The sequence below is a fragment of the Sedimenticola selenatireducens DSM 17993 genome, from assembly GCF_000428045.1.
GTDB classification, from domain to species: domain Bacteria; phylum Pseudomonadota; class Gammaproteobacteria; order Chromatiales; family Chromatiaceae; genus Sedimenticola; species Sedimenticola selenatireducens.
Genome location: NZ_ATZE01000011.1, coordinates 1 through 24622 on the forward strand (window position 1 = coordinate 1; position 24622 = coordinate 24622).

The 24622-nt window shown below is 56.6% G+C and carries 22 protein-coding genes; 13 read left to right on the forward strand and 9 right to left on the reverse strand.

Features of this window, described 5'->3' with window-relative positions; translation table 11 throughout:
• The 11 genes from A3GO_RS0109890 to A3GO_RS0109940 form a co-directional block, all read left to right on the forward strand.
• Positions 1-448 (forward strand): c-type cytochrome (locus tag A3GO_RS0109890; RefSeq protein ID WP_029133258.1); only part of this gene is annotated, 448 nt, incomplete at its 5' end.
• A 15-nt stretch (positions 449-463) separates the two neighbouring features.
• Positions 464-1855 carry a cbb3-type cytochrome c oxidase subunit I gene (locus A3GO_RS0109895; RefSeq protein WP_029133259.1) on the forward strand — a complete coding sequence of 464 codons (1392 nt, stop codon included), beginning with the start codon at positions 464-466 and terminating at the stop codon, positions 1853-1855.
• A gap of 447 nt (positions 1856-2302) precedes the next feature.
• Complete coding sequence (locus tag A3GO_RS0109900) at positions 2303-2917, forward strand: cytochrome c oxidase subunit 3 family protein (protein WP_037375108.1); 615 nt, start codon at positions 2303-2305, stop codon at positions 2915-2917.
• 8 nt (positions 2918-2925) lie between these two features.
• Positions 2926-3201 carry a cytochrome C oxidase subunit IV family protein gene (locus A3GO_RS0109905; protein ID WP_029133261.1) on the forward strand — a complete coding sequence of 92 codons (276 nt, stop codon included), beginning with the start codon at positions 2926-2928 and terminating at the stop codon, positions 3199-3201.
• Between the two features lie 27 nt (positions 3202-3228).
• The gene (locus A3GO_RS0109910; protein WP_051302125.1) at positions 3229-4047 is read left to right on the forward strand and encodes a CbbQ/NirQ/NorQ/GpvN family protein; all 819 of its coding nucleotides are present in this window, start codon (positions 3229-3231) and stop codon (positions 4045-4047) included.
• Positions 4048-4052: 5 nt separating this feature from the next.
• Positions 4053-5072: a 4Fe-4S binding protein gene (locus A3GO_RS23430; RefSeq protein ID WP_084609987.1), complete on the forward strand. Its 1020-nt coding sequence runs from the start codon at positions 4053-4055 to the stop codon at positions 5070-5072.
• A 2-nt stretch (positions 5073-5074) separates the two neighbouring features.
• Positions 5075-6910, forward strand: coding sequence for a nitric oxide reductase activation protein NorD (locus A3GO_RS0109920; RefSeq protein WP_029133263.1), 1836 nt, complete (start codon positions 5075-5077; stop codon positions 6908-6910).
• A gap of 398 nt (positions 6911-7308) precedes the next feature.
• Entirely contained in the window at positions 7309-7881 is a 573-nt protein-coding gene (locus A3GO_RS0109925; protein ID WP_029133264.1) for a NapC/NirT family cytochrome c, read from the forward strand.
• A 39-nt stretch (positions 7882-7920) separates the two neighbouring features.
• Positions 7921-8862, forward strand: coding sequence for an ankyrin repeat domain-containing protein (locus A3GO_RS0109930; protein WP_037375111.1), 942 nt, complete (start codon positions 7921-7923; stop codon positions 8860-8862).
• Positions 8863-9044: 182 nt separating this feature from the next.
• The gene (locus tag A3GO_RS0109935) at positions 9045-9665 is read left to right on the forward strand and encodes a c-type cytochrome (protein WP_029133266.1); all 621 of its coding nucleotides are present in this window, start codon (positions 9045-9047) and stop codon (positions 9663-9665) included.
• A gap of 18 nt (positions 9666-9683) precedes the next feature.
• A complete protein-coding gene (locus tag A3GO_RS0109940; protein ID WP_029133267.1) occupies positions 9684-10973 on the forward strand; it encodes an NAD(P)/FAD-dependent oxidoreductase in 1290 nt (429 codons plus the stop codon).
• A gap of 71 nt (positions 10974-11044) precedes the next feature.
• Here the strand turns inward: A3GO_RS0109940 and A3GO_RS23435 are convergent, their stop codons facing one another.
• Complete coding sequence (locus A3GO_RS23435) at positions 11045-11791, reverse strand: c-type cytochrome (RefSeq protein ID WP_051302127.1); 747 nt, start codon at positions 11789-11791, stop codon at positions 11045-11047.
• Between the two features lie 241 nt (positions 11792-12032).
• Between A3GO_RS23435 and A3GO_RS0109950 the strand changes: the two genes are divergently transcribed.
• On the forward strand, positions 12033-14036 hold the full coding sequence (locus tag A3GO_RS0109950) for an ATP-binding protein (RefSeq protein ID WP_029133268.1): 2004 nt from the start codon (positions 12033-12035) through the stop codon (positions 14034-14036).
• A 70-nt stretch (positions 14037-14106) separates the two neighbouring features.
• Here A3GO_RS0109950 and A3GO_RS0109955 read toward each other — a convergent pair whose 3' ends face one another.
• Positions 14107-16404 (reverse strand): TonB-dependent receptor, encoded by a 2298-nt coding sequence (locus A3GO_RS0109955; RefSeq protein ID WP_051302128.1) that lies wholly within the window; start codon positions 16402-16404, stop codon positions 14107-14109.
• A gap of 107 nt (positions 16405-16511) precedes the next feature.
• Here A3GO_RS0109955 and A3GO_RS0109960 point away from each other — a divergent pair, with 107 nt between their 5' ends.
• Complete coding sequence (locus A3GO_RS0109960) at positions 16512-16718, forward strand: hypothetical protein (RefSeq protein WP_029133270.1); 207 nt, start codon at positions 16512-16514, stop codon at positions 16716-16718.
• 187 nt (positions 16719-16905) lie between these two features.
• On the opposite strand, the gene A3GO_RS0109965 is transcribed toward A3GO_RS0109960, so the two are convergent.
• The 7 genes from A3GO_RS0109965 to A3GO_RS0109995 all read right to left on the reverse strand — a co-directional run bounded on the left by A3GO_RS0109965 (position 16906) and on the right by A3GO_RS0109995 (position 24604).
• Positions 16906-18174, reverse strand: a complete 1269-nt coding sequence (locus A3GO_RS0109965; protein ID WP_037375112.1) for a (Fe-S)-binding protein — start codon at positions 18172-18174, stop codon at positions 16906-16908.
• 14 nt (positions 18175-18188) lie between these two features.
• On the reverse strand, positions 18189-18830 hold the full coding sequence (locus A3GO_RS0109970; protein ID WP_029133272.1) for a hypothetical protein: 642 nt from the start codon (positions 18828-18830) through the stop codon (positions 18189-18191).
• Positions 18827-19927, reverse strand: a complete 1101-nt coding sequence (locus A3GO_RS23440; protein WP_051302130.1) for a formate dehydrogenase subunit gamma — start codon at positions 19925-19927, stop codon at positions 18827-18829. Before A3GO_RS23440 ends, A3GO_RS0109970 begins: the two co-directional genes overlap by 4 nt.
• Positions 19928-20112: 185 nt before the next feature.
• Complete coding sequence (gene fdh3B, locus A3GO_RS0109980; protein ID WP_029133273.1) at positions 20113-20742, reverse strand: formate dehydrogenase FDH3 subunit beta; 630 nt, start codon at positions 20740-20742, stop codon at positions 20113-20115.
• Positions 20743-20758: 16 nt separating this feature from the next.
• Positions 20759-23656: a formate dehydrogenase subunit alpha gene (locus A3GO_RS0109985; RefSeq protein ID WP_029133274.1), complete on the reverse strand. Its 2898-nt coding sequence runs from the start codon at positions 23654-23656 to the stop codon at positions 20759-20761.
• Between the two features lie 31 nt (positions 23657-23687).
• Positions 23688-23897, reverse strand: a complete 210-nt coding sequence (locus tag A3GO_RS23445) for a twin-arginine translocation signal domain-containing protein (protein ID WP_037375114.1) — start codon at positions 23895-23897, stop codon at positions 23688-23690.
• A 41-nt stretch (positions 23898-23938) separates the two neighbouring features.
• Complete coding sequence (locus A3GO_RS0109995; protein WP_245621711.1) at positions 23939-24604, reverse strand: TorD/DmsD family molecular chaperone; 666 nt, start codon at positions 24602-24604, stop codon at positions 23939-23941.
• Positions 24605-24622 lie beyond the last annotated feature (18 nt).

Below are 24622 nucleotides of genomic sequence, written 5' to 3' on the forward strand. Positions count from 1 at the left end.
AATGGCCCAGGCCTTCACAAAAACTATGGCGCGGAACATCTTTTACGGTGGTTCTGCGTTTTTCTTCCTCCTTTTCCTGGCTCTGACCTTTGATTCAGTTGGCCAACTGCCCAATCGCGACAATCGTGCCGCACTTGAAGGGGCTGTCGGCGAACAGGTAGCCAAAGGCAAGATACTCTGGGAAGAGAATAACTGTATCGGCTGTCACACGCTGCTCGGTGAGGGTGCCTACTTCGCACCGGAACTGGGCAATGTCTACAAACGCTTCGGCAATTCCAAAGACGGCATCATCGGCTTTATCAAGAGCCGTCCTGCCAACGGCATTCCCGGTCGCCGCAGCATGCCTCAGTTCAACTTCTCCGATGACGAGCTCGACGCCATCGCGGAGTTCCTGAAGTATGTCTCCGAGATCAATGCCGCCAACTGGCCGCCAAACATTCAGGGTTAAGGGGGAGTTTTAACCATGACATATCAATCTCAATCGGTCGCCAAGCTGTACTTTACGGCTGCCATCGCCCTGTTTGCCGCGCAGATCCTGTTTGGTCTGATCATCGGCTTGCAGTATGTGATCGGGGACTTCCTGTTCCCCTATATCCCGTTCAACGTGGCCCGCATGGTCCACACCAACGCCCTGATCGTCTGGCTGCTGATGGCCTTTATGGGCGCCGCCTACTATCTGATCCCGGAAGAGGCCGAGACGGAGCTGTTCAGCCCCATGCTCGCCACCCTGATGTTCTGGGTCTTCCTGGTGGCCGCGGCCCTGACGGTTGCCGGCTACCTGCTGGTGCCCTACTCCACCCTGGCCGCGCTGACCGGTAACGAGTTGTTGCCCACCATGGGACGCGAGTTCCTGGAGCAGCCGACCATTACCAAGCTCGGTATCGTGGTGGTGGCCCTGGTCTTCCTGTTCAATATCGGCATGACCATCCTCAAGGGTCGCAAGACCGTGATCAACCTGGTGCTGCTGCTGGGGCTGGTCGGTCTCGCCGTGTTCTTCCTGTTCGCCTTCTACAATCCCGTCAACGTGGTGCTGGACAAGATGTTCTGGTGGTGGACGGTGCATCTGTGGGTAGAGGGTGTTTGGGAGCTGATCATGGCCTCCATCCTGGCCTTCGTGCTGATCAAGGTGACCGGCGTGGACCGGGAGGTGATCGAGAAGTGGCTCTATATCATTATCGCCATGGCCCTGATCACCGGTCTGATCGGTACCGGCCATCACTACTTCTGGATCGGTACCCCCGAGTACTGGCAGTGGTGGGGTTCGGTGTTCTCCGCCCTGGAGCCGATTCCGTTCTTCATGATGACGGTGTTTGCCTTCAACATGGTCAACAAGCGGCGCCGCAACCACCCCAACAAGGTCGCCACCTTGTGGGCACTGGGTACCGCAGTGATGGCATTCCTGGGTGCCGGCGTGTGGGGCTTCCTGCACACCCTCGCCCCGGTGAACTACTTCACCCACGGTTCCCAGATCACCGCGGCGCATGGTCACATGGCCTTCTACGGTGCCTACGTGATGATCAGCCTGACCATCATCTCCTATGCCATGCCGCTGCTGCGCGGTCGCTCCGCGGCCAACAGCAACAAGCAGCAGGTGCTGGAGATGTGGGCATTCTGGTTGATGACCGTGGCGATTGTCTTCATCACCCTGTTCCTTACCGGCGCCGGTATCCTGCAGGTCTACCTGCAGCGGGTGGCGGAGAATGCGCAGCCGTTCATGGCGGTGCAGGATCAGATCTCGCTCTTCTACTGGTTGCGTGAGGTGGCCGGCCTGATGTTCTTCACCGGTCTGGTGGTCTATATCGCCAGCTTCTTCATCGGCCAGGATGAGCCCGAGGCGGTTGTCGCCGACGCTTAACCAACATCCTCCGGAGGGGTTCCCCCTCCCCCCTTAAGGCCGGCTCCTGGAGCCGGCCTTTTTTTTGTCCAGGGATGGAGGAGGTAGAGCGAAGCAGGAGCCTGGGCCGAGTGATGGCCGAGAGCGGATTTGTCCAGGGATGGATTTATACCGCGAGGGGTGGTGTCGCATCGCTTTTGGCAACAGCTTCTCAGCCCAAATAATGCATATTGACTGGACACCATCGCTTACTTGAGTAAAATAGTCGGATATTTTTTATCTTATTTAACATTTGTCAATTCGCCCCCCACTATCTTTCTGGTAACTTATTCGACGAATCGTATTAACTACCTGATTTAAAAGGTCTATTGAATATTTATTCAAACGATTGACAAATTACCCGCCGCTCCCGGCCAGCCTTGGCCTTCGCGGCATCAGTCCATCCCTGGACACAATGGAGCTTAACTGATGACACAGGCAGTAGATGCACTCGATCCTGATCAAGGAACATTCGATCCTGATCAGGCAAATCGCTATCCTCCCGGGGATCTGGCGATCTGGATATTCATCCTCGCCGAGCTTTTGGTATTCGCGGTCTTTTTTGGCGCGTATGCCTTCACCCGAATGGACAATGTCGAGCTGTTCAACGAATTCCAGCTTCACCTGGATCGCCAGGCAGCCTTGATCAATACCCTCGCCTTGATTACCAGCTCCTATTTTGTGGTGCGCGCGGTCTCGGCAATCAAGCAAAACCACAGCGCAGCCTGTACCCGCTGGCTGATTGCCGCGATGGGCATGGGAGCGGTCTTCCTTGCCGTCAAGACCGGTGAGTACAGTCACCATATAGAACAGGGCATCAATCTCAGCACCAACACCTTCTATATGTTTTACCTGTCTCTCACGTTCTTCCATTACATGCACGTGATCATGGGAATGGTGATACTCGCCGCAGTCGCTATCAAGGCAAAGAAAGGCGGCTACACCGCACAGGAGCATACCGGCGTCGAGACCGGCGCCTCCTACTGGCACATGGTGGACCTGGTGTGGCTGATCCTGTTTCCACTCGTTTACGTAATGCGCTGAGGTGATCCATGAGTAATAAACCTTTTCTCGGCATACTCCCCAGTACCTGGGTATACGGAATCCTGATTGCGTTGACCTTCGTTACCTACTCGATCGGTGAAGAGGGATTGGGCGGTCTTGAATTGTCCCTGCTTGTGCTTGGCATCGCCATAATCAAGGGCCACTTGGTGGGCGCCTATTTCATGGGCCTGGGCAAACTGCGTGGACCGTGGCGCTGGCCTGTGTCAGTCTGGCTGATTATCCCGGGCGGACTGATCGCCACGGCCTTTATTTTCTCCAACTGAACATTCATTGATAACGGAACTAACGGCATGAGCAACGCGCCCCAGACCGCGGAACAGACCGTGGCACTCGACACCCCTTTCTACAAGCCACAGGGTAATGAGGTGGAGCTGTTCCAGCACGCCTACAAACACCAGCTGCCGATGCTGATCAAGGGTCCGACCGGTTGCGGCAAAACCCGTTTTATCAACTACATGGCCGCCCGTCTGGGGAGGCCGGTATACACCGTCGCCTGCCATGACGATCTGACAGCCGCCGATCTGGTGGGCCGGCACCTGATCGGTGACAGCGGCACTTATTGGAGCGATGGCCCCCTGACCCGGGCCGTCCGGGAAGGCGCCATCTGTTATCTGGACGAGGTGGTTGAAGCACGTAAGGACACCACGGTGGTGTTGCATCCGTTGACCGATGACCGGCGCATCCTGCCAATCGAACGTACTGGCGAGACCCTGCATGCCCCCCCTGAGTTCATGCTGGTAGTCTCCTACAACCCGGGTTATCAGAACCTGCTCAAGGGCATGAAGCCAAGTACCCGGCAGCGCTTTGTTGCGGCACGCTTCGATTTTCCCAACGCCGAACTGGAGCAGGAGGTAATTATTGGCGAGACGGGGATCGATGCCATGATGGCCAGGCGGCTGGTCAACCTGGCCAACAGTCTGCGCGCCCTCAAGGACCATGACCTGGAAGAGGCCGCATCAACCCGTCTGCTGGTCTACACGGCAACACTTATTCTTGGTGGCTACGATCCCGTTGAGGCCTGTCGGGCGGCCATGGTGGAACCATTGACCGATGACGAAGAAACCACCCGGGCATTGATGGAAGTAGTCGATATCGCTTTCGGGAACTGATTTTTATGGATCTGGTCAAGAGCGCAACCAAGCAGCAAAAGAACCGGTTCTGGTTTCAGGCCGGATTCTTCACCCTGTTTGTGCTGGCCCCACCCCTGGATCTGTTCCGCTTTGACCTGACCCAGAACCATTTCTTCTTTCTGGGCCAACATTGGACATTGGGTCTGGACGCCTTCATCGCAGGCGAAATTGGCCCCGGACAAGCGGCCTTTAATCTGATCTTCCGTGGCTTCTTACCCATCGCCATGGTTGGCGGCGGCCTGATCTGGGCGGCCTGGCGCTTTGGCAGGCTCTATTGCGGCTGGCTCTGCCCCCACTTTTCGGTAGTCGAGACGATCAATAAACTGATGTATCGCGCCAGTGGCAAGCCGAGCATCTGGGAGAAGAATCCGTTACCGGAACTGCAACCCAACGGCTCGGTACAAAAACCGGACAGGCGCTTCTGGCCGGTAACGGTGCTGGCGGCACTGTTTTTCGCCTTTCTCTGGGCGTTGTCACTGCTGACTTATCTGTTGCCGCCATTTGAGATCTATCACAACCTGATCACCGCCTCCCTGACGCCCAATCAGATGCGCTTCCTCGGCATTGGCACGCTGCTACTGTTCATTGAGTTCATGTTTGCCCGCCACCTGTTCTGTCGTTTCGGCTGCGCGGTGGGCCTGTTCCAAAGCCTGGCCTGGATGGCCAACGACAAGGGCATGGTAGTGGGCTTTGACCGCAAGCGGGCCAACCTCTGTTCCGATTGTAATAACGCCTGTGACAACGCCTGTCCCATGCGGCTGAAGCCGCGCTCGATCAAGCGAAAAATGTTCACCTGCACCGAATGTGCCCAGTGCATATCGGCCTGCAACCAGGTGCAGGCACAGCAGACACGCCCCGGGCTGCTCAAATGGGTGGCCGATCTGGAAGCACTGCCGGTGGTCACGGGACGCGAGGCCAGTGGCAAAAAAGCATCACCGCCCACATCGATACCAGACAAACCACAGCACCAGGCCGATATTACAACAGGGTTCCAGGAACAGTAGGCATGGAAGAGAAAGTCGGCGAGCTCTGGCACCGCATGATTACCCGGATAGCCGATACCCGCTATCCGGAAGCCGCCGTTCACCTGGAGGAGATGGAACTAACCGTCGGTATCATGTTCCGTGCCCTGGGTGGAGATGGTGGCCTGGAGGTTTCCGCAGCCAATGCCACGGAACATGGTGCACGACGTGGTCTGTTGCAGCGTATCGCCGGCAGCAACAAACGGATCGAACTGGCCTGGCGGGATGAACAATCGCTACGGCTTCCCGCATCCATCGACTACTTTCCGGAAAAACAACTCAATCACTATCTCTATACCTGGCTGGCCGCCCTGGCCGTCGGGGATCACCAGGAGGAAGAGGCCTGGCTGACCAAGAACCAGCGCCTGACCGTAAAAACCCTGCATGATTACCCCGGGATAACCAGGCGCTACAAACTGCTGGTTGAAGCTCACCTGGCGGAACGCATGCCGGTGGACCAGCTACCCCCATCGGAGGCAGCCCAGGAATCCGCCATCCGTCAGGCCTTGCTGCATCCCGGCAGTATCGACCGTCTGCCGGTGGCTAAACGACCACCACAACCGGTCCCGCTCTGGCTGCACCCCTTCCCGCCGATTGCCACCCCCTCCTCCGGCAACGCGGGAGACCAAGAGGGTGAACGCGGTAGTGGCGAAACCAAGGAGATCGATGACCAACAGCGACACAAGGCGGAGCGAGCCAAAAAACCCGAGAAGGAGGACCAGGGCCTGATCACCATCCGCATGGAGAATATCTTTACCTGGGGTGAGTTCATGAATCTGGACCGCGGCTCCGAGGAGAACGAAGACCTGGACAGCGCCGCGGATGCCCTGAAGGATATGGATAATCTCAGCGTCAGTCGTGATGCCAAGGCATCGGCCGGCAAACTGCGCTTTGATCTGGATCTGCCCTCAGAAGCCAACGACGATCTGGTCCTCGGCGTAGGCATCCTGCTGCCGGAGTGGGACTTCAAGAAGCAGAAACTGATCCCGGATCACTGTCGCGTACTGCCGATGATGGCAGCCGATGCCCAGCCGCGGGACCTGCCTGACAGCCTGCGCAAGACCGCAAAAAAACTGCGCGCCCAGTTTCAGCACCTGACACCGGCCCGTATCTGGCACCGGGGCCAGCAGGATGGCTGCGAGATCGATCTCGATGCCTATCTGCGCTATGCCAGCGACCGCGCGGCCGGCCATACTTCCGCCAGTGACGGCCTGTACAAGGACTTGCGCGTAGGTGCCCGCGATCTTGCCTGCCTGCTATTGGCCGACCTTTCGCTATCTACCGATACCTGGGTAAACAACCACACCCGGGTTATCGATGTTATCCGTGACTCACTGTTCCTGTTTGCCGAGAGTCTCTCTGCCACGGGTGATCAGTTCGCCATGTATGGATTCTCTTCCCGCAAGCGGGATCCGGTACGGGTGCACCAGCTGAAAACCTTCGATGAACACTATTCCGGGACCGTCCGGGGTCGCATCGATGCCATCAAGCCTGGCTACTACACCCGTATGGGGGCGGCTATCAGACACTCCAGCGACCTCCTCAAGGAGCAGCCGGCCGGCCGCCGACTGCTATTGATCCTTACCGATGGCAAACCTAACGACCTGGATAAATATGAAGGACGCTATGGCATCGAGGATACCCGCCGTGCCATCCATGAAGCGCGTCAACTGGGACTACAACCCTTCTGTGTCACCATCGATGCACAGGCTAATGACTACCTCCCCCACCTGTTTGGTACCGGTAGCTACGTGGTTATCCACAAACCCTCACAGCTACCGCGCGAACTGCCACTGCTCTATGCCAAACTCACCGCCTGAGATACAGGCTGCCAGCCGAAAAACCTCCATTCAATTTTCTGATTGAAGCACAGCAAATATCAATACCCCATAAACTCCCAATATATCACTCAATAATCACCTGTTAAATCAATAAGATAACAATATTTTTACTGGTTTCCCCCAACTATCGAAAGCGACTTAGATCATATAGTGGAAAACCACCAGCTGCTTTGCAAAAACCCCGAATATCCCGTACCATCATTGTGAATAATAAAGAGAAATTCTGTGTTTAGAGGGGCATAAGAAGCGGGGATCAGGCACTAATCAGCGAGGCTTGGGGTATTTTCGTTAAATATTATTATCCTTCCCTGCCGCCCTTTTCCCAATATTCACGCAAAACCCACGCCTAAGTTCATGGATATATTTGAGGGTTGTGTATGACAGGCAGTTCCAACGGTGGAAACACCTCAAGGAAAAAATTCATCGTCATCCTTGTATTGGTATTTTCAGCGGGAATACTCTTTACCGGGCTATTCAATATAGGCCTCTCCTCGACTAATGAAATGGAGTTCTGCACGTCATGTCACTCCATGAAGGTCAACTTTGAGGAGTACAAGGAGACTGTTCATTACCTCAACACCTCAGGTGTCCGGGCGACTTGTTCTGATTGTCATGTTCCCAAGGAGTTTGGGCCCAAGATTGTGGCCAAAGTGCTGGCCTATAAAGACGTAGTGCATGAAATTCTGGGCACTATCGACACTAAAGAGAAATATGAAGCCCATCGCTGGAATATGGCCAGTCGGGTATGGGCCAAGATGAAGGCAACAGATTCGCGCGAATGCCGCAGCTGCCACAATTTTAATCAGATGGACCTTAGCACACAGAGCCGGATGGCCCGCAAACGGCATTCTGGCGCAGTCGATGAGGGTTTGACCTGTATTGACTGCCACAAGGGCATAGCCCACATGGAACCCGATGAACCTGAAGAGAATACAGATAACAAGGGTTGATCATTATTCACGGTTCAAATAAGGGAGACGGTTAAGATCATGAAGCAGAACTGGATCTTCGCCATACTGTTACACTTGGTTATTGTCGCTCCCGCTCTTGCGGGAGACAGTGCCAAAGAGGCTGAATATCGACTGGCCGCGAGTATCGGGGATATCGACACGGTAACGCGTCTCTTGAATGAGGGTGTGGATGTAAACAGTGGCAATCAGTTTGGCGTTACCGCCCTGATGATGGCCATACAGAATGACAATTTTGAGACTACGGCCTATCTATTAACCCGTGGTGCCGATGTCAACGCCGTAGCATCCGCTGGCTGTACCGCGCTCACCTTTGCCGCGGAGAATGGACATTCGGCCCTCACCGCCATGCTGCTGGAGCGCGGTGCCGACCTTAATGCACGAACCCGTGCCGGATGGGATTCACTCAGTATAGCGGCACGTTACGGCCTGACGGATATGGTCGAACAGTTGCTGTACAAGGGCGCAAACCCCAATCAGGGCGACAATGACGGACGCACTGCTCTGATGCATGCGGCGGAGAAAGGGCATACGGAAACCGCCACCAAGCTCATTGAACGGGGCGCCGACCCCGAAGCCCGTGACGCACATGGCAGTTCGGCACTGATTATTGCGGCTGACAAAGGACACCTGGAAGTGATGGAAGCACTTTTGGAAAAGGGCGCCAATGTGAACGCCAGGGACCATGACGGTGCCACTGCATTGATCTGGGCAGTCGGCCGGGGCCGACTGGAGGCCGTTGAACTGCTACTTCGGCGCAAGGCGGATGTGAATAGCGCCGACAATGACGGTGTCACCGCACTGATGGAGGCGGCCACCCTGCGGGACGAGCAGCTGGTCAAGCTACTGCTGATCAACGGCGCGGATACCGCCCTGACGGACAAAAGTGGACGTACCGCTGCCGATATTGCTAAAAAGAAACGGAATAAAAAAGTGATTTCACTGCTGGCCGGTGAATCCTGAACAAACAGGAAACGATAATAGATTTGTATCCGGCATGCCGGTACATCCGGACATGAAAACGCTATATTCATGTCGTAACAAGTGGTGCAAGAGAAGCCAGGTAACTGGTATATCATGCATTGTATAAAAGAGGCTCCTAAACCCTCTTGCCAAAGAAAAGCCTGAAAACCAAAGGAGGTATCATGGCGTATAAAACCTTAACTAGGGCCGCACTGGTCGCTGGTCTCGCGGTTGGCGCCGCGTTCTCAGCTACTGCAGCCGATGAGCCAAAAACAATGATGGGCGCGGATGCCGCCATGCTGTCCAACACCTGCGCCGGTTGCCACGGAACCAATGGCAACAGCATGGGACCCGCAGCACCCAGCATCGCCGGACTCTCTCCCACTTATTTTGAAGAGACCATGGTTGGCTTTGCCAGCGGTGATATCCCTTCAACCATCATGACCCGCATCGCCAAGGGTTACACCGAAGATGAAATCAAGGCCATGGCCAAGTTCTACGCCGGCCAATCTTTCGTCAAGGCAAAACAGTCCTTCGATGCCAACCTGGCTTCGAAAGGTGCCAAACTGCACGACAAGTATTGTGAAAAATGCCATGCCGATGGTGGACAGTCGGCTGAAGACGACGCGGGCGTTCTCGCTGGCCAGTGGACACCCTATGTAAACTGGACCCTCGCCGACTACAAGGCGGGCGATCGTGAAGCCACTAAGAAGATGAAGAAAAAACTATCAGAATTGCTGGAAAGAGAGGGCAGCGACGGTGTTATCGCCCTGCTCAACTTCTACGCAAGCCAGCAGAAATAAGATAGGGGACATATGAACATGAAGATTACACGTCGAGGATTTATTCAAACTGCTGGCGCGGCAACCGCTGCAGGTCTGATCGGTGTGCCCTATATCGCACTGGGCGCGTCAAAAAAAGTGGTTGTGGTCGGTGGTGGTACCGCCGGTGCCACCGCTGCAAAATATATTCGCATGGCGGACCCCAGCGCGGATGTCACCCTGATCGAGGCCAACAGCAACTACTACACCTGCTATATGAGTAACGAGGTGCTGGGTGGCGATCGTTCCCTGGACTCCATCAAGTTCGGCTACAGCGGCCTGGGCAAACATGGCGTCAAAGTGGTACACGCCAAGGTCACCGGTATCGATGCCAAGGCCCGTGTCGTCAAGGCTTCCGATGGCAACACTTATAACTATGATCGCTGCGTGGTCGCACCCGGTATTGATTTCCAGTGGGACAAGATAGAAGGATACGACGAAAAAGTCGCCGAAAAAATCCCCCACGCCTGGAAGGCCGGCCCGCAGACCGCCATGCTGCGTCAGCAGCTTGAGGCCATGAAGGATGGTGGCACCGTGGTCATCGCTGCGCCGCCGAACCCGTTCCGCTGTCCGCCGGGACCCTACGAACGCGCCAGCCAGATCGCCATGTATCTGAAGCAGCACAAGCCGAAATCAAAGGTAATGATCTTTGACCCGAAGCCGAAGTTCTCCAAACAGGGCCTGTTTGTCGGCGCCTGGAAAAAGATGTACGGCTACGAGAGCGACAATGCCATGATCGAGTGGCACGGCCAGCAGGAAGAGGCCGGTGTTGTGAAGGTGAACGCGGCCAACAATTCGGTCGTGACCGCCTTTGGTGACGAGATCAAAGCTGATGTACTGAACGTCATCCCGCCGCAGAAGGCAGGCGCCATCGCCTTTGCAGCCGGATTGACCAACGACAGCGGCTGGTGTCCGATTGACCTTGGAACCTTCGAATCAACAATTCACCCGAACATCCATGTCATCGGTGATGCCAGCATCGCCAGCAGCATGCCGAAATCAGGCTACTCCGCCAACTCCCAGGCCAAGGTCTGCGCCGCTGCCATCGTGGCCATGCTGAATGGCCAGGAGCCCGGCACTCCTTCCTATATCAACACCTGCTACTCCATTGCCGGTAAAGACTATGCCTTCTCCGTGGCAGCCGTCTACCGCCTGACGGAAGATCGCTCGAAGATCGCTTCGGTCTCCGGCGGGTTGACTCCAGGCGATGCCAGCCCAGAGGTGTTCAAGCGGGAGGTGGCCTACGCCCACAGTTGGTTCAACAACATCACGCACGACATCTTTGGCTGACATTCAGCTTGACGCATAAAAGAAACGGGGCCGATTGGCCCCGTTTCTTTTTCCTCAACCTGCCCCCTTGACTAGCGCGCCATCTGATATGCCGGCAAAGTCTGCCAGGGGTGGCGGGCATAATCGGGGAAATCGGGATTCTGCCATCCGGGCTGTGCCAGCTTATTCTCCGGCGGCCTGATTCTGGAAACGTAGTCCAGCACGGAATACTCTTCACGCGGAGTGAAACGCTGAATCTGCTTGACCATTTTTGAGTCCGCATTGCGACGCTTGCCGGAGCGTATCCAGTCAAACTGACGAATCAGATAGAAGTAGTTCTGCCCCTGGATCAGGGGAATATGGTCCTTCTTGTCACCCTCACCTGCGGGACCATGGCACTCGGCACACTCATCCTTATACAGGCGCTCACCCAGCTCAAGATCAAATCCGGGGCCAACCATATTGTTGGGATTCATCGGAAGGGCAGAAATATAAGCCGCCACATCAGCAATCTCCTGTGCCCCGCCCAGCAGCCGTGGTGAAGTGAAAGGCAACATGGTCGGATTATCACGGTTTCGCGCCCGAATATCCGCCAGTTGCTTGATCAGCACACTGGCCTGTTGGCCGGCAATCTGCGGATACATACCATCCGGGCTGGCCCAGCCTTCAGGACGATGACAGACGGTACAGACCATATATACCTTTCTGCCGTTTTCCGCATCGGGGGTCAAATGCAGCGCTTCCTCCACCTCCCTGGCAGCCTCTTCCAGCCCCTGGGCAGAAACCCCGGACGAAAGCAGCGCAAACACAACTCCTACTCCACCTCGTTTTAACATCATTACAGCCTCCCAGTCGGATTCCCTTCAGTACCGCTTAATATTGTTATTACCCAGCCTTGATGGGGTCAAGGTGGCCTTGCAGGGTAACTGGATAAAAGTTATCACTTCAATTGGGTATTTCCCTTAACAGGGGTTTCGATCTCAGGATCAATTAAGCTTATTAGTTCGCCAGAATCACCGGCTTCAAGCGCTTCTGTTGTACACTGTGACCTGGCTGACAAGGACCCGATATTCCCACACCATGAACATCCGTTGGAAGCTTTTCACCACGATCAGCACCGCGCTCGTCATCAACCTGGCGGTAGGCTATTACGCCTTCATGAGTCTCAGGCAGGCCACTGTTGATAGCAACAGGATAACCGAGCATACATTCAACGTTGTCACCCAGAGCCTCACTACCCAGGTCCATTTCAAAAAGCAGGTTCAGGAGTGGAAAAACATCCTGATTCGGGGACACCAGGCTGAACTTTATGCGCAGTACCTTGATCAGTTTCAGCGCGCAGAACAACTGACTCAGCAGAGCATCAACAATCTGCTCGAACTGCTGGAACCGGGAACAGTCTCCTGGAAAGCCGCCCGCGATTTTCAGCAGGCACACGAAACTCTCGGCGGGCAATACCGGAACGCGCTGAACACAAACCGCAATATCACCGGGGGCACCTATATCGATATTGACCGGGATGTAAGGGGCATTGATCGCCAGCCGACAAAACTGATGGATCAGGTGGTGGACGCCACTCTCGACTACAAGACGGCCAGACTGGAGCAGATTGCCCAACAACAGTCGGAGGTTGAACAGGGCATTCTGTTTGCGGTGATCGGACTCCTGACACTCACGGTGATAACGCTGGTCTGGTTTGCCGATCGCTTGATCGCCCGGCCCATCGCTGAGGCCACCCAAGTGGCCCGACGTATATCCCGGGGGGATCTCAATGGCGTCATACCGGCACGGGGAGACGATGAGGCCGGTGAACTGCTGCAGGCGCTGAAGTCCATGCAAGAGAGTGTTGCCATATCTCAGGGCAGACTCAAACAGGAGCAATCACGTCTGGCTGAGCGCGTGGAACGGCGCACCCGGGCACTCAACATTGCCAATGCGGAACTGGCACGCGCGGCCAAGACCAAGGACATGTTTCTGGCCACCATGAGTCATGAGTTGCGCACTCCGCTGACGACCATCATGGGACTGACAGAAATGTTGCAGGACCAACTCTACGGTCCAATAAATAGTGGACAGGGCCGTTCCCTGGCCACTATCCAGGAGAGCTCCCGCCACCTGCTCACCCTGATCAACGATATCCTGGATGTCGCCAAGGTGGAATCGGGAAAAATGGTGCTTAAATGGGACTATCTACCGGTCGACCAGCTCGCCGAAGCCAGCCTGCGAATGGTCCGGCAACCCGCTATCAGCAAAAAACACCACCTGATACAGCAGATCGACCCGGCGGTGAAACTGATCCACGGCGATGGCCGTCGACTGAAACAGCTCCTGGTCAACCTGCTTGGAAATGCGATCAAGTTCACCCCTGAAGGAGGAACGATCGGTCTTGAGATCACCACAGCTGGAGACAATGCCGGCATTGAATTAGCCGTCTGGGACAACGGTATCGGCATCGAGAAGGAACAGCAGCAGCACCTGTTTGAGCCCTTCGTGCAGCTGGACAATGACTCAACCAGGCGTTACAGCGGCACCGGACTCGGCCTGACCCTGGTCAAACGAATGGCAGAACTGCATGGTGGTGAGGTCAAGGTGGAGAGTACGCCCGGCACAGGTAGCCGGTTTACCGTAAGACTACCCTGGTGCAGCGATGACAACACGGCGCATCATCACAAGTTATCCCAGGAACATACCGATGAGTCCCCCATACAACCGCAATCGCTACAGGAAACCAAGCTTCTGTTAGTCGAAGACAACCCGGCCAATAGCGCCATGCTAAGTGATTTTCTGCGGCTGCAGGACTTCAATGTACTGAGCGCCAGTAGCGGTATGGACGCTCTCAGACTGGCCTATGAGCATCTGCCCGACATCATACTCATGGATATTCAGCTCAGTGACATGGATGGGCTGGAGGTGACACGACAACTGCGCAAACACCCGGTGCTGGCCAAGACGCCTATCATCGCACTGACCGCACTCGCCATGCCTGGTGATCGGGAGCGCTGCCTGGAAGCCGGCATGGATGACTACCTGAGCAAACCGGCCGGGTTGAAGGAGATCTACCAGCTGCTGGCGAACTACCTCTGACCGAATACCCGCCATCCAAAAAAAGCGCCGGCTGATGCCGGCGCTTTTTCTGTCCAACAAGCCTGCAGGTCTAGAAGCTGTAATTGACCCCGGCATACAGGGAACGTCCCATGCCCGGTACTGCAATACCCCAGGGCACACCGGTCCCGGACATGGTCTTGCCCTGGCCCACATAGGCGCCAGCCAGGGGATGGTTGTAGAACTTGTCGAACAGGTTCTCCACGCCCAGGTCCAGGCGCAGCTGTTTCCACTCGTAGCTGCTACGCAGATGCAGTAGAGCGTAGGAGTCGGTTTCCAGCTCGTTCCGGACACTGGAGACATCGGACTTGTTATCCACCAGTTCAGCCTCCAGGGAGTTGGTCCAGCCGCCATACTGCTGCTCAACCGCCAGCTTGAGATTCAACGGCATCATATTATAGAGATTGTCACCGGTATCCCGGTTTTCACCACGCACGTAGCTCAACGCACCGCGGGCAGTAAACCGGCCAAACCGGGTGCCCTTGGCAAGTGGATAGTGCCCGGAGATATCGAGACCGTACAACCTGGCCGACTGGTTAACAAACTGCAGGTAGACAAAGGCATCCGTCGCCGTCTGGTTGGCTGCTCCGCAGTTCGAATTGGCCGAGCTACAACGCTTCGCGTCAATATAGTCATCAACATAGGTGAAGTAGGGGGTCAGTTTCAGGCCCCAGTCCTCACCATCGGCTGCATGCCAGTCAAAGGTTGCACTCAGGGTGTGCGCTATCTCAGGTTCCAGGTCAAGATTGCCTACATAGCCATTGCCGTCACCAGCCATGTTGATCATGCGCATCGCCATACCACCGGTCGACCAGGCGTAGCGTTCATACAGGTTGGGTGAGCGGGTCTTGCGGGCATAACCGAATTCGATGGAGCGATTCCGGTCCGGTGTAAAGCGGGCAAGCGCCGTCAGGTCCAGGTTATTGTCGGTCTTGTCACGATCGGCCGTATTGAACGCTGCGGCTTCAGCAGCGTAGGTCGCGTTGTACCCCTGAACCTCACCGGTATCCATGCTCACCCGCTCTCCCCGCACGCCAAACTGGGTCAGCCACTGCGGATCCCACTGGGCCTCCCATTCTGCGAACAGTGCCAGGCGATCGCGTTGGCCATCGTTGATATTCAGGAAGGTATCGGGCCACATGCCCTTGCCGGAAGGTTCCCACCAGTCATCCAGTCGGTAACGTTGTACCTCACCACCGACCCGCAGCATATCCCGTAACGACAGGGCAATGTCCGTCTTTATAGTCAGCCCTCTGTTATCACCCTCGGTATCCATCGGCATACCAGCAGCGCAACCATTCATCCCTGGACTCGGCGTGCAGGGCACGCCATCGGGATTGGGGGCACCTGCATTGGATCCGTACCAGAAGAGTTTATCGTCACCAAACTGCATCTTGTGCCGGGTATGCTCGCGGTAGGCACGTGCATCAAGACTACCCCAGTCAAACTCCCCTTTGTAACCTAGATTAATCTGGGTACTGTCGTTGCCGGTCATATCCATGCGTTGATTGGGATATCCCTGGTCGGAGATATCCTGCAGACCCAGTGTCAGCTCAAACAGGTGATTTCCATTCCGAAGCCCAAGATCCAGCGCATGGTTGGTGGAGTCGTAGTAAGTAGAGCCGACCTCATCGGCATCCAGCCAGTCCCGGCCAGCCGCCGCGGGACCAGCCGGCTTGAAGGCGCCACCTGCCTTGTAGTCATCTGCCTTGATGGTGGAACCACGGTAAGTGAGGCTGATGCTCTCATTGGCCAGGGTGGCCTTCACATTGCCGCCCCGCACATTCCCGTTGCTGCGGAAGGTGGCACCCACCTCCCCTTTCTGCAGCAGGCCAGCCCCTGGTTGGGCAAATTCCGGTTCCGGTGAGTCGACCAGGATCGCACCACCGATACTGTCACCACCCACACTGACCGGAGTGATACCGGCAAATACCTGGGCATTGTTGACGCTGGTTGGATCGATATAGGAGAGCGGCGGGTTCATGTGGTTACCACAGGCCGAGATCAGATCCATACCGTCCACCTTGATACGCAGACGATCATCCGCCAGACCGTGGATCACCGGAAGACTGGAGACACCACCCGCGCCGTAGGTCGTCACACCGGGAACATTTTCCAACAGGCTGGCGGTATCGCTGGTGGCGGCTCGCGAGCGTTTCACCACGGCGGCATCAACAGCTGTTCGGTCGGGAGCTTCACCGTCCACAATGGGTTCCGCAGTGACCGTAATGCTTGGAGCTTCCGACTTTTCCTCAGCCAGGGCCCCACCCTGGATCAGACAGGCTGTTACTAGGACCAGTAAGCGTTTGGTATAGGGCGGAGCGTGAAGTATCCCGTGATTGTTGTTCATCCTGCTTATTCTCCCGATTCCGGTTTTTGTACAGCACCCTCATCGCCTGGCACTGCATTGATAGTTACGCGTGCGGCAGTTTATCGACTTCGATAATGGAGAGGTTGATGAATATCAACTTCAATCAGCCCATATATCAAAAACAAAATATGAACACCTCGAGTGTGCCATATGACATAGAGCTTCGAGTGATTTGCAGTATTTGGATGGGGATCAATCAGGCATCTAATATTGCCAAAAAGGATTCAGGCAGGCTCAACACAATCGACCACGACAAGTTGGACAAGAACCCTTGGCTCAGGGCTCGCATTTAGTTCCAATATTGATATGGTCCTACCCTGGTACTGATGCGGGTAAGGGGGGGCTACACCTTCAGCTTGACCTTCCAACAAGCGTGCCCCGTTCCGGGTGATGAAGATGCTCCGGGGTGGAGGTTATACCAAAGCCGTACAAATAAGCGGCAGCTAGCATTGCTGTATTGAAATACACTTGCCGACCCGTTCACTGTGCCGATTTGGTGGTGAGATACTCGGCCACCAGTTCTGTCAGCCCAATCACTTCAACATCCATTTCACGATCTTCGATCCCTTCCTCGAGTACGATTCGACAGTTCGCGCAGGCGGTGACCATAGTCTTGACGCCCAGCTCTTCAAGCTGTTTGCGTTTGCGATCAAACACCTTGAGGCGCAACTCCTCGGCACGCTCATTGGCGCTGACGCCGCCACCGCCTCCACAGCACCAGTTCATCGTCCCGTGGTCGGCCATCTCGACAAAACCGCTGGCGACCTTGCCCAGCAGATCCCTGGGTGGTCCGACCACGCCGCCACGCCGCACGATCTGGCAAGGATCATGGAAGGTCAGCGGGGTATCCGTGTGACCGGAGAGTTGCAGACGCCCATCCTTTTGCAACTGGTCCAGCAGCTCCAGGATATGAATTATCTCGAATTTATAGGGCCGCCCGATCAGGTTCGGCCCCTCCCAGCGAATCGCACTGTACGCATGCCCGCACTCGGGACTGATCACAAATTTCACACCCAGTGATTCGGCCGCGTTCACCACCCGGCTGACCAACTCCCCGGCCGCCTCGTGGCTACCAATCTGTATGCCGCTGTTGGTGGCCTCAAACGCCTCGCTGCTAATCGTCCAGGAGACACCGGCGGCATCAAAGATACGTGCCACACTCTCGATGTACTCCGGGAAGTTGACGATCTCCATGGACGAAAACAGGGTCATGTAGTCCGCACCCTGTTGATCCATCGGTATCTTCAGGCCGGTATCCTTCTCGACGTGGGCCAGTGCCGCCTTCAGCGTCTTCAGCGTCACGCCCATCGGGCTACCGATAGTCAGGGCGCGATGGGTCGCCTCCTGCATACCGACTGGCGAGTAGCCAGCCGTGGAGAAACCCTCCCGCTCCTTGCGAATCATGTAGGCGATATCGTTACCGACCGGACAGACCATGGAACAACGGCCACACATGGTGCAGCTGTCATACACCAGCTCCTCCCAGTCGGCGAAGTCCTGTTCGGTCAATGGCTTGCTCAAGCCCAGCTTGACGGCAAACTTGCCCCAGAAGGTGTGCTGCTCCTTCCACAGCCGGCGCATCGGCTCCAGCTTGTAGATCGGTGTGTAACGCGGGTCTCCGGTCTCGGTATAGAACAGGCACGCCTCGGCACAGAGTCCGCAGTGAACGCAGGAAGAGAAGTAGGAGGCAATTCTCGAATCGATCTGGCGACCCAGCTCTTCCACCCCTTTTGCAAAGTCATGTTCCATGATCTCTCCCGCTCTCAGGCGTTGACGCCCTTGCGTCCCATGATGGCGCCGGTATAACCGCGGCTGAACACAAAGGTGAAGGTGTGCATCAGGCTGCTGAACGGGAAATAGATCAACAGAAGTTCAGCCAGAAACAGGTGTAGCAGACGCAACGGTTCAAAAGATTGCGCCAGGGCCAGGCAACCGGTCAGCATGACCAGGAATACCAGGCCGGTACCAATGTGGTCATCGGCTGTTGAGAGCAACCGGGTTACCGGATGCAACAAACGGTGCAGCCAGAGCAGCAGCAGACCGATGAAGGCAATTTCCGCACTGATGATAAAGGCCCAGTAAGGCAGCGCCGGCCAGTCAAAGCCGGTAATCCGTTCGGCATAGAAATCCACATGGGGCCGGGCGAAAAACAGCAGCGCAAACAACCCCAGGTGAAACAGATAACCGGCAACCAGGGTCAGCCGGCCGCGCGTCGCCACATCCCGCCGGGGAACAAAGCGGGTGAACAGGTTACGCAGGGCGCCGGCCGCCCCACCTGCGCGGGGTATGGCGAGATCCGGCTTCAGACCGGCCCGCAGGATGGTGAAAAAACGAAATAACACACCCAGGCAGAACACCGCCAGGGAGAAGTACCAGAGCGGTCCGTCAATCAGCTGTCCGATCATTGCCCGGACTCCTGTGCCCCAGCCGGCGGGATATGACCGCCGGACGACTCTCCACGTAACCGGGATACCTCGGCCTCTGATACCACCTGTCCCTCCTGCTCACAGCGCTCGGCCCACTGGGCATGATGTTCACGCGCCCAGTTCAGATCACAATATCCGGTGGTCATGCCATCCAGTGCCCCTTCCATCCCCACCGAACCGATATAGATATGCCCCATGATCACCAGGATCATCAGCAGCGTGGTGATGGCATGGGAGAGATGAGCCAGTTCCATGGTCACTCGTGTCTGGCCAAAGAGCGGGAACACCAGTATCAGCCCGGAACCGATGATCACGATACCCAACAGCACCAGCAGCCAGAACATGCTCTTCTCACCCATGTTGAAGAAATTGGACGGCACGTGACCCTTGCCGATGATGCCACCGCCTTTCAGCAGCCAGGTGAGATCACCCCTCTGATAGATATTGCGCCGGACAAAGCGGATAAAGATCAGCAGCAGCGCCACCACGAATACCGGACCGAACAGGTTGTGCCCCTCCTTGCTGGCGGAGGCGAGCAGAGAGAACAGCTCCTGCCCCACCCAGGGAATCAGTAGTGAACGGCCGAACAGCAGTATCAGACCGGTCAGGGCGAGAAACAGGAACACCGAGGCGATGAACCAGTGGATCATCCGTTCATAGAGGCTGTAACGAAACAGCTTCTTGTCACTCATCCCGGCATTCACCTTCACCTTGCCCCGGATGGCGAAGAACAGCAATAACAGCAGCAGCATCCCCACCAGCAGATAACCGCTATAGGGGATCAGTTGCTGCATGCGGAAATTACGCCAGGTTTCACCATAAGGGTTGATCAGGGCCCCGCTGTCCACACCCGCCACCTGAGTCTTGCCCACCACGATTCCATCACGCTGGCGCACTTCCCGCCACAGATCGGCACTTGGATTGGGGACCGGTATGGCTTGTGCCTGTTCGGCTGTTTCCGCGCCTATGGCGGCGGTGGACGTCACAAGCAGCAATAACATCAACACGCAGAGCAGAAACAACCATCCGCCCTTCATTGCATCTGCCACATTTTGCGGGAACAAGACCCTGCCCATTATTCTCTCCTGCTGTCATGCTCCGGAACACCACGGAGTGATGCCGTGGTGGATGCGCTGTCACTTATCCCGATCTGACCTGGCTTGAAGAGCCCACCCGCAGGAGCGGCTTCAACTGCGAATTTCGCGGCTGGTGCCACTCCTGCGAAAAACACTCCAATGCGGCAGGTAATCTGGGATATAGCCTATTTTTTCATGCTGCTCTTGCCCTCCATGCCGCGTGAAGCTCGGAATGCGGCATTCTGGTAGGAAACCCCACGGTTCAGCACGCTGGCTCCCCGGTTGATGACCCGTTCGCGGTAAATATCCGCGATCACATTCGCATCACCGGCCAGCAGGGCCTTGGTGGAACACATCTCGGCACACAGCGGCAGCTTACCCTCGGCCAGTCGGTTGGAGCCATACTTGCGCCGCTCCTCGGCACTGAGGTCTTCCTCGGGACCACCGGCACAGAAGGTGCATTTATCCATTTTGCCACGCGACCCAAAGGCCCCTTCCTGGGGAAACTGCGGTGCCCCGAAGGGGCAGGCGTAGAAGCAGTAACCACAACCGATACAGATGTCCTTGTTATGCAGCACCACGCCGTCGAGGGTATCGTAGATACAATCCACCGGGCAGACCGCGATACAGGGCGCATCGGAGCAGTGCATGCAGGCGACGGAGAGCGAACGCTCACCCGGCTCGCCATCCTTGATAGTCACCACGCGGCGGCGATTCACCCCCCAGGGCACCTCGTTCTCGTTTTTACAGGCGGTGACACAGGCGTTGCACTCGATGCAGCGTTCAGCGTCACAATAGAATTTCATTCGAGCCATCGTCTTATCCTCTTGTCTACGCTTTGCTGATCTTGCACAGGCTACACTTGGTCTCCTGCATCTGGGTCACCGAGTCATAGCCGTAGGTCATGGCCGTGTTACATGCCTCACCCAACACATAGGGATCGGCACCCTCGGGATATTTCGAACGCAGATCCTTGCCTTCGAAATGTCCGCCGAAGTGGAATGGCATAAAGGCCACTCCGGAGGCGACGCGACGGGTAACCTGGGCCTTCACCTTCAGCCGGGCACCCTCGGCACCCTCCAGCCAGACGTCATCACCATCCTTGATCCCCGCGTTATTGGCATCGCGCGGATTGATCTCCACAAACATCTCCTGCTGCAACTCCGCCAGCCATGGATTGGAGCGGGTCTCATCGCCACCGCCCTCATACTCCACCAGACGGCCCGAGGTGAGAATCAGGGGATAATCCTTGGAATAATCCTTCGCCTGAATCGAAGCATAGCGAGTGGGCAGCCTGAAGAACGATTTGCGATCCTCGTAGGTGGGATACTTCTCCACCAGATCACGCCGACTGGTGTAGAGCGGCTCGCGGTGAATCGGCACCGGGTCGGGGAAGGTCCAGACCACGGTACGCGCCTTGGCATTACCGAACGGCGAACAGCCATGCTTGATGGCAACCCGCTGAATGCCTCCGGACAGGTCGGTCTTCCAGTTTTTGCCTTCCGCCTGTTTCTGCTCCTCCGGCGTCAGGTCATTCCACCAGCCCAGCTTCTGCAACAGTTCATCGGTAAACTCGGGATAACCGTCCTTGATTTCCGAGCCCTTGGAGTAGGAACCATTGGCCAGCAGGCTCTCGCCATTACGCTCCACGCCAAAGCGGGCGCGGAAGGTCAGTCCGCCCTCCGCCACCGTCTTGCTGGTGTCGTAGAGGTTCGGCGTTCCCGGGTGTCCCATCTCGGCAGTTCCCCAGCAAGGCCAGGGCAGCCCGTAATGTTCACCGTCGCAGGGGCCACCCTCTGCCAGCAGCGTATCGTAATCAAAAGTACCCCAGTTCTGCTGCTGTTTTTTCATCCGTTCCGGGCTCTGACCGGTATAGCCGATCGTCCACATGCCCCGGTTGTATTCACGGGTAATGTCCTCGATCAGTGGCTCTTCGCCATTGAGCTGGATGTTTTTCACCAACTGTTCGCCAAAACCGAGTTTTTTGGCGAACTTGTACATGATGGTCTGATCGGGCAGCGACTCGAACATGGGTTCAATCACCTTGTCCCGCCACTGCAGTGAACGGTTGGATGCGGTGACCGAGCCGGATGTCTCGAACTGGGTTGAGGCCGGCAACAGATAGACCCCATCCGTGCGGTCGTGCATCACTGCGGAAACCGTGGGATAGGGATCGACAATCACCAGCATGTCCAGTTTCTCCATGGCACTCTTCATCTCCTTGCCACGAGTCTGGCTGTTGGGAGCATGCCCCCAGAGCACCATCGCCTTCACGTTGTCTTTCTGTGCGATGTTCGCCTTGTCCTCCAGCACGCCGTCAATCCAGCGTGAAACCGGGATGCCGGCCGCGTTCATTTGACTCACTTCCTTGCCATTGCCCTGCGCATAAGTGCCGTCATCAAAGCGCCCCTTCAACCACTCGAAATCGAGATCCCAGACGCCGGCCCAGTGTTTCCAGGCACCCTCGGAGAGTCCGTAATAACCCGGCAGGGTATCCATAAGGACACCCAGATCGGTCGCCCCCTGCACATTGTCATGACCGCGGAAAATATTGGTGCCGCCACCGGCAACACCGACATTGCCCAATGCCAGCTGAAGGATGCAGTAGGCACGGGTGTTGTTGTTACCAATGCTGTGCTGAGTCCCTCCCATGCACCAGATCAGGGTTCCGGGTCGGTTATCCGCCATGGTCTTGATGGCGGCAAACACCTGGTGTTCCGGTATACCGGTCACCCGCTCCACCTCATCCGGCGTCCACTTGGCGACCTCTTTCCTCACCTCATCCAGGCCGTAGACACGCTGACTGATGTACTCCTTGTCTTCCCAGCCGTTCTGGAAGATGTGCCAGAGCATGCCCCAGATCAGCGGCACGTCCGTGCCGGGACGCAGCCGCAAATATTGATCGGCATGGGCGGCGGTGCGGGTGAACCGCGGATCAACCACGATCAGCGGCGCATTGTTGCGCTCTTTTGCCCGGAAGATGTGCTGTAACGAGACCGGGTGGGCCTCGGCCGGATTACCACCGATCAGCAGGATGGACCGGGAAAAATGGATGTCATTGTAAGAGTTGGTCATGGCCCCGTAGCCCCAGGTATTGGCGACGCCGGCTACGGTGGTGGAGTGACAGATTCTGGCCTGGTGGTCCACGTTGTTGGTACCCCACAGGGCGGCAAACTTGCGGAACAGGTAGGCCTGTTCATTGTTGTGCTTGGCGGAGCCGAGCCAGTAGACCGAGTCCGGCCCTGAACTCTCGCGGATCTGCAGCATCTTGTCGCCGACCTCGTTGATCGCCTCATCCCAACTGATGCGTTTCCACTTGCCATCCACCAGCTTGGTGGGATACTTCAAGCGCCGTTCGCCATGGCCATGCTCCCGTACCGAGGCGCCCTTGGCACAGTGGGCACCGTGACTGAAGGGATGATCAAAGGCCGGTTCCTGGCCGGTCCAGACGCCATTCTCGACTTCCGCGATAATGCCGCAGCCGACCGAGCAGTGGGTGCAGATGGTCTTTATCTGTTGCACCTCTCCGGCAGTTGCCGATTCGGCGGCCTGTACCCGCTTGATCATGCTGGGCGTGTAGCTACTGGCCAGTACCGCACCACCGGCCATCAGGCCGGAGTTGCGCAGGAATGCGCGACGACTGATGGCACTCCTGCCGGACGCCATACCGCTATTGCTGTCGTTGCCCGGCTGCGCGGGTATCTGGTCGGATCTCTTTGTCAGTTTCATTGCATTCCCCCTGCTGGGCGTTGGGTGCCGATCAGCTTGCCGTGGTTTTGTAGTATTCAAGGATATGCGGGGTCAGGCGATAGCCCTTCTGCTCCTTTGGCTGACCGGGAGAATCCTCTTCAGTCGCCACCACCACACCCGGCAACACCGTAGCGGTTGCCACGCCCACACCGGTCACCAGCGAACCCTTGATGAATTTCCGTCGTTCACTATCAAGGTGCTTTTTCTGATCCTGTTTCATTGCAACTCCTCCCGCAGGGGACAAAAAGATTAAGGGCTCCATCAGACCTGCATGGACAGGTAACGCCGCTCTACCTCCATGAAGGCAATACCGAAGCGGCCCACCGCGCGATAAAACACGGCGGATCGCGCCTCACTCAGATCAATAAAAAAACGCTTACACCAATCGGCCATATGGGTATTGAAGAAATCTGCCTGACGGTCGTGTGGTACGGCATCGCTGATCAGCAACTGCATCACCTCACACAAGGCCGCCGCATGATCTTCCGGCTCGTGTACCCCGGGATCGCGCTGAAATCCCAATGCCGCCAGGTCATCCCGCAGGCGTCCCAGTGGCCGCTCCATCAGAAACCCGGTGAGATACCAGGAGCCATAAGGCACCAGCTCGCCCCGGCCCAGGCCGATAAACAGCGCGTGATATTCATCATCAATGGCTTCGGGTCGACAGGTTGTGGCCGCCAGTCCCAGCATGGACATGGCCAGGGCCATCTCATCGCCGGTTTGTTCGACCGGGGCAAAACCGGACACCCAATCCAGCCGCTCCTGATCCGGTGGGCGGCTCAAGAGTGAAGCCAGCAATCCATAGGCACCGGCACGATAGCGCTGCTCCGGAGATTGCTCATTGTCACCCGCTGAGATCGTGGCGGTATTGGTTTGTGATTGTTGTTCCAATAACTCTGTCCGCATAGCTTCGACCTGATTCGCCATCACATCTTCCTCGTAGTA

Excerpts from the sequence above, each read along its gene's own strand:
- A3GO_RS0109895 (WP_029133259.1), top strand. The coding sequence starts at position 464 with ATGACATATCAATCTCAATCGGTCGCCAAGCTGTACTTTACGGCTGCC.
- A3GO_RS0109900 (WP_037375108.1), top strand. The coding sequence starts at position 2,303 with ATGACACAGGCAGTAGATGCACTCGATCCTGATCAAGGAACATTCGAT.
- A3GO_RS0109905 (WP_029133261.1), top strand. The coding sequence starts at position 2,926 with ATGAGTAATAAACCTTTTCTCGGCATACTCCCCAGTACCTGGGTATAC.
- A3GO_RS0109910 (WP_051302125.1), top strand. The coding sequence starts at position 3,229 with ATGAGCAACGCGCCCCAGACCGCGGAACAGACCGTGGCACTCGACACC.
- A3GO_RS23430 (WP_084609987.1), top strand. The coding sequence starts at position 4,053 with ATGGATCTGGTCAAGAGCGCAACCAAGCAGCAAAAGAACCGGTTCTGG.
- A3GO_RS0109920 (WP_029133263.1), top strand. The coding sequence starts at position 5,075 with ATGGAAGAGAAAGTCGGCGAGCTCTGGCACCGCATGATTACCCGGATA.
- A3GO_RS0109925 (WP_029133264.1), top strand. The coding sequence starts at position 7,309 with ATGACAGGCAGTTCCAACGGTGGAAACACCTCAAGGAAAAAATTCATC.
- A3GO_RS0109930 (WP_037375111.1), top strand. The coding sequence starts at position 7,921 with ATGAAGCAGAACTGGATCTTCGCCATACTGTTACACTTGGTTATTGTC.
- A3GO_RS0109935 (WP_029133266.1), top strand. The coding sequence starts at position 9,045 with ATGGCGTATAAAACCTTAACTAGGGCCGCACTGGTCGCTGGTCTCGCG.
- A3GO_RS0109940 (WP_029133267.1), top strand. The coding sequence starts at position 9,684 with ATGAAGATTACACGTCGAGGATTTATTCAAACTGCTGGCGCGGCAACC.
- A3GO_RS23435 (WP_051302127.1), bottom strand. The coding sequence starts at position 11,791 with ATGATGTTAAAACGAGGTGGAGTAGGAGTTGTGTTTGCGCTGCTTTCG.
- A3GO_RS0109950 (WP_029133268.1), top strand. The coding sequence starts at position 12,033 with ATGAACATCCGTTGGAAGCTTTTCACCACGATCAGCACCGCGCTCGTC.
- A3GO_RS0109955 (WP_051302128.1), bottom strand. The coding sequence starts at position 16,404 with ATGAACAACAATCACGGGATACTTCACGCTCCGCCCTATACCAAACGC.
- A3GO_RS0109960 (WP_029133270.1), top strand. The coding sequence starts at position 16,512 with ATGAATATCAACTTCAATCAGCCCATATATCAAAAACAAAATATGAAC.
- A3GO_RS0109965 (WP_037375112.1), bottom strand. The coding sequence starts at position 18,174 with ATGGAACATGACTTTGCAAAAGGGGTGGAAGAGCTGGGTCGCCAGATC.
- A3GO_RS0109970 (WP_029133272.1), bottom strand. The coding sequence starts at position 18,830 with ATGATCGGACAGCTGATTGACGGACCGCTCTGGTACTTCTCCCTGGCG.
- A3GO_RS23440 (WP_051302130.1), bottom strand. The coding sequence starts at position 19,927 with ATGGGCAGGGTCTTGTTCCCGCAAAATGTGGCAGATGCAATGAAGGGC.
- fdh3B (WP_029133273.1), bottom strand. The coding sequence starts at position 20,742 with ATGGCTCGAATGAAATTCTATTGTGACGCTGAACGCTGCATCGAGTGC.
- A3GO_RS0109985 (WP_029133274.1), bottom strand. The coding sequence starts at position 23,656 with ATGAAACTGACAAAGAGATCCGACCAGATACCCGCGCAGCCGGGCAAC.
- A3GO_RS23445 (WP_037375114.1), bottom strand. The coding sequence starts at position 23,897 with ATGAAACAGGATCAGAAAAAGCACCTTGATAGTGAACGACGGAAATTC.
- A3GO_RS0109995 (WP_245621711.1), bottom strand. The coding sequence starts at position 24,604 with ATGGCGAATCAGGTCGAAGCTATGCGGACAGAGTTATTGGAACAACAA.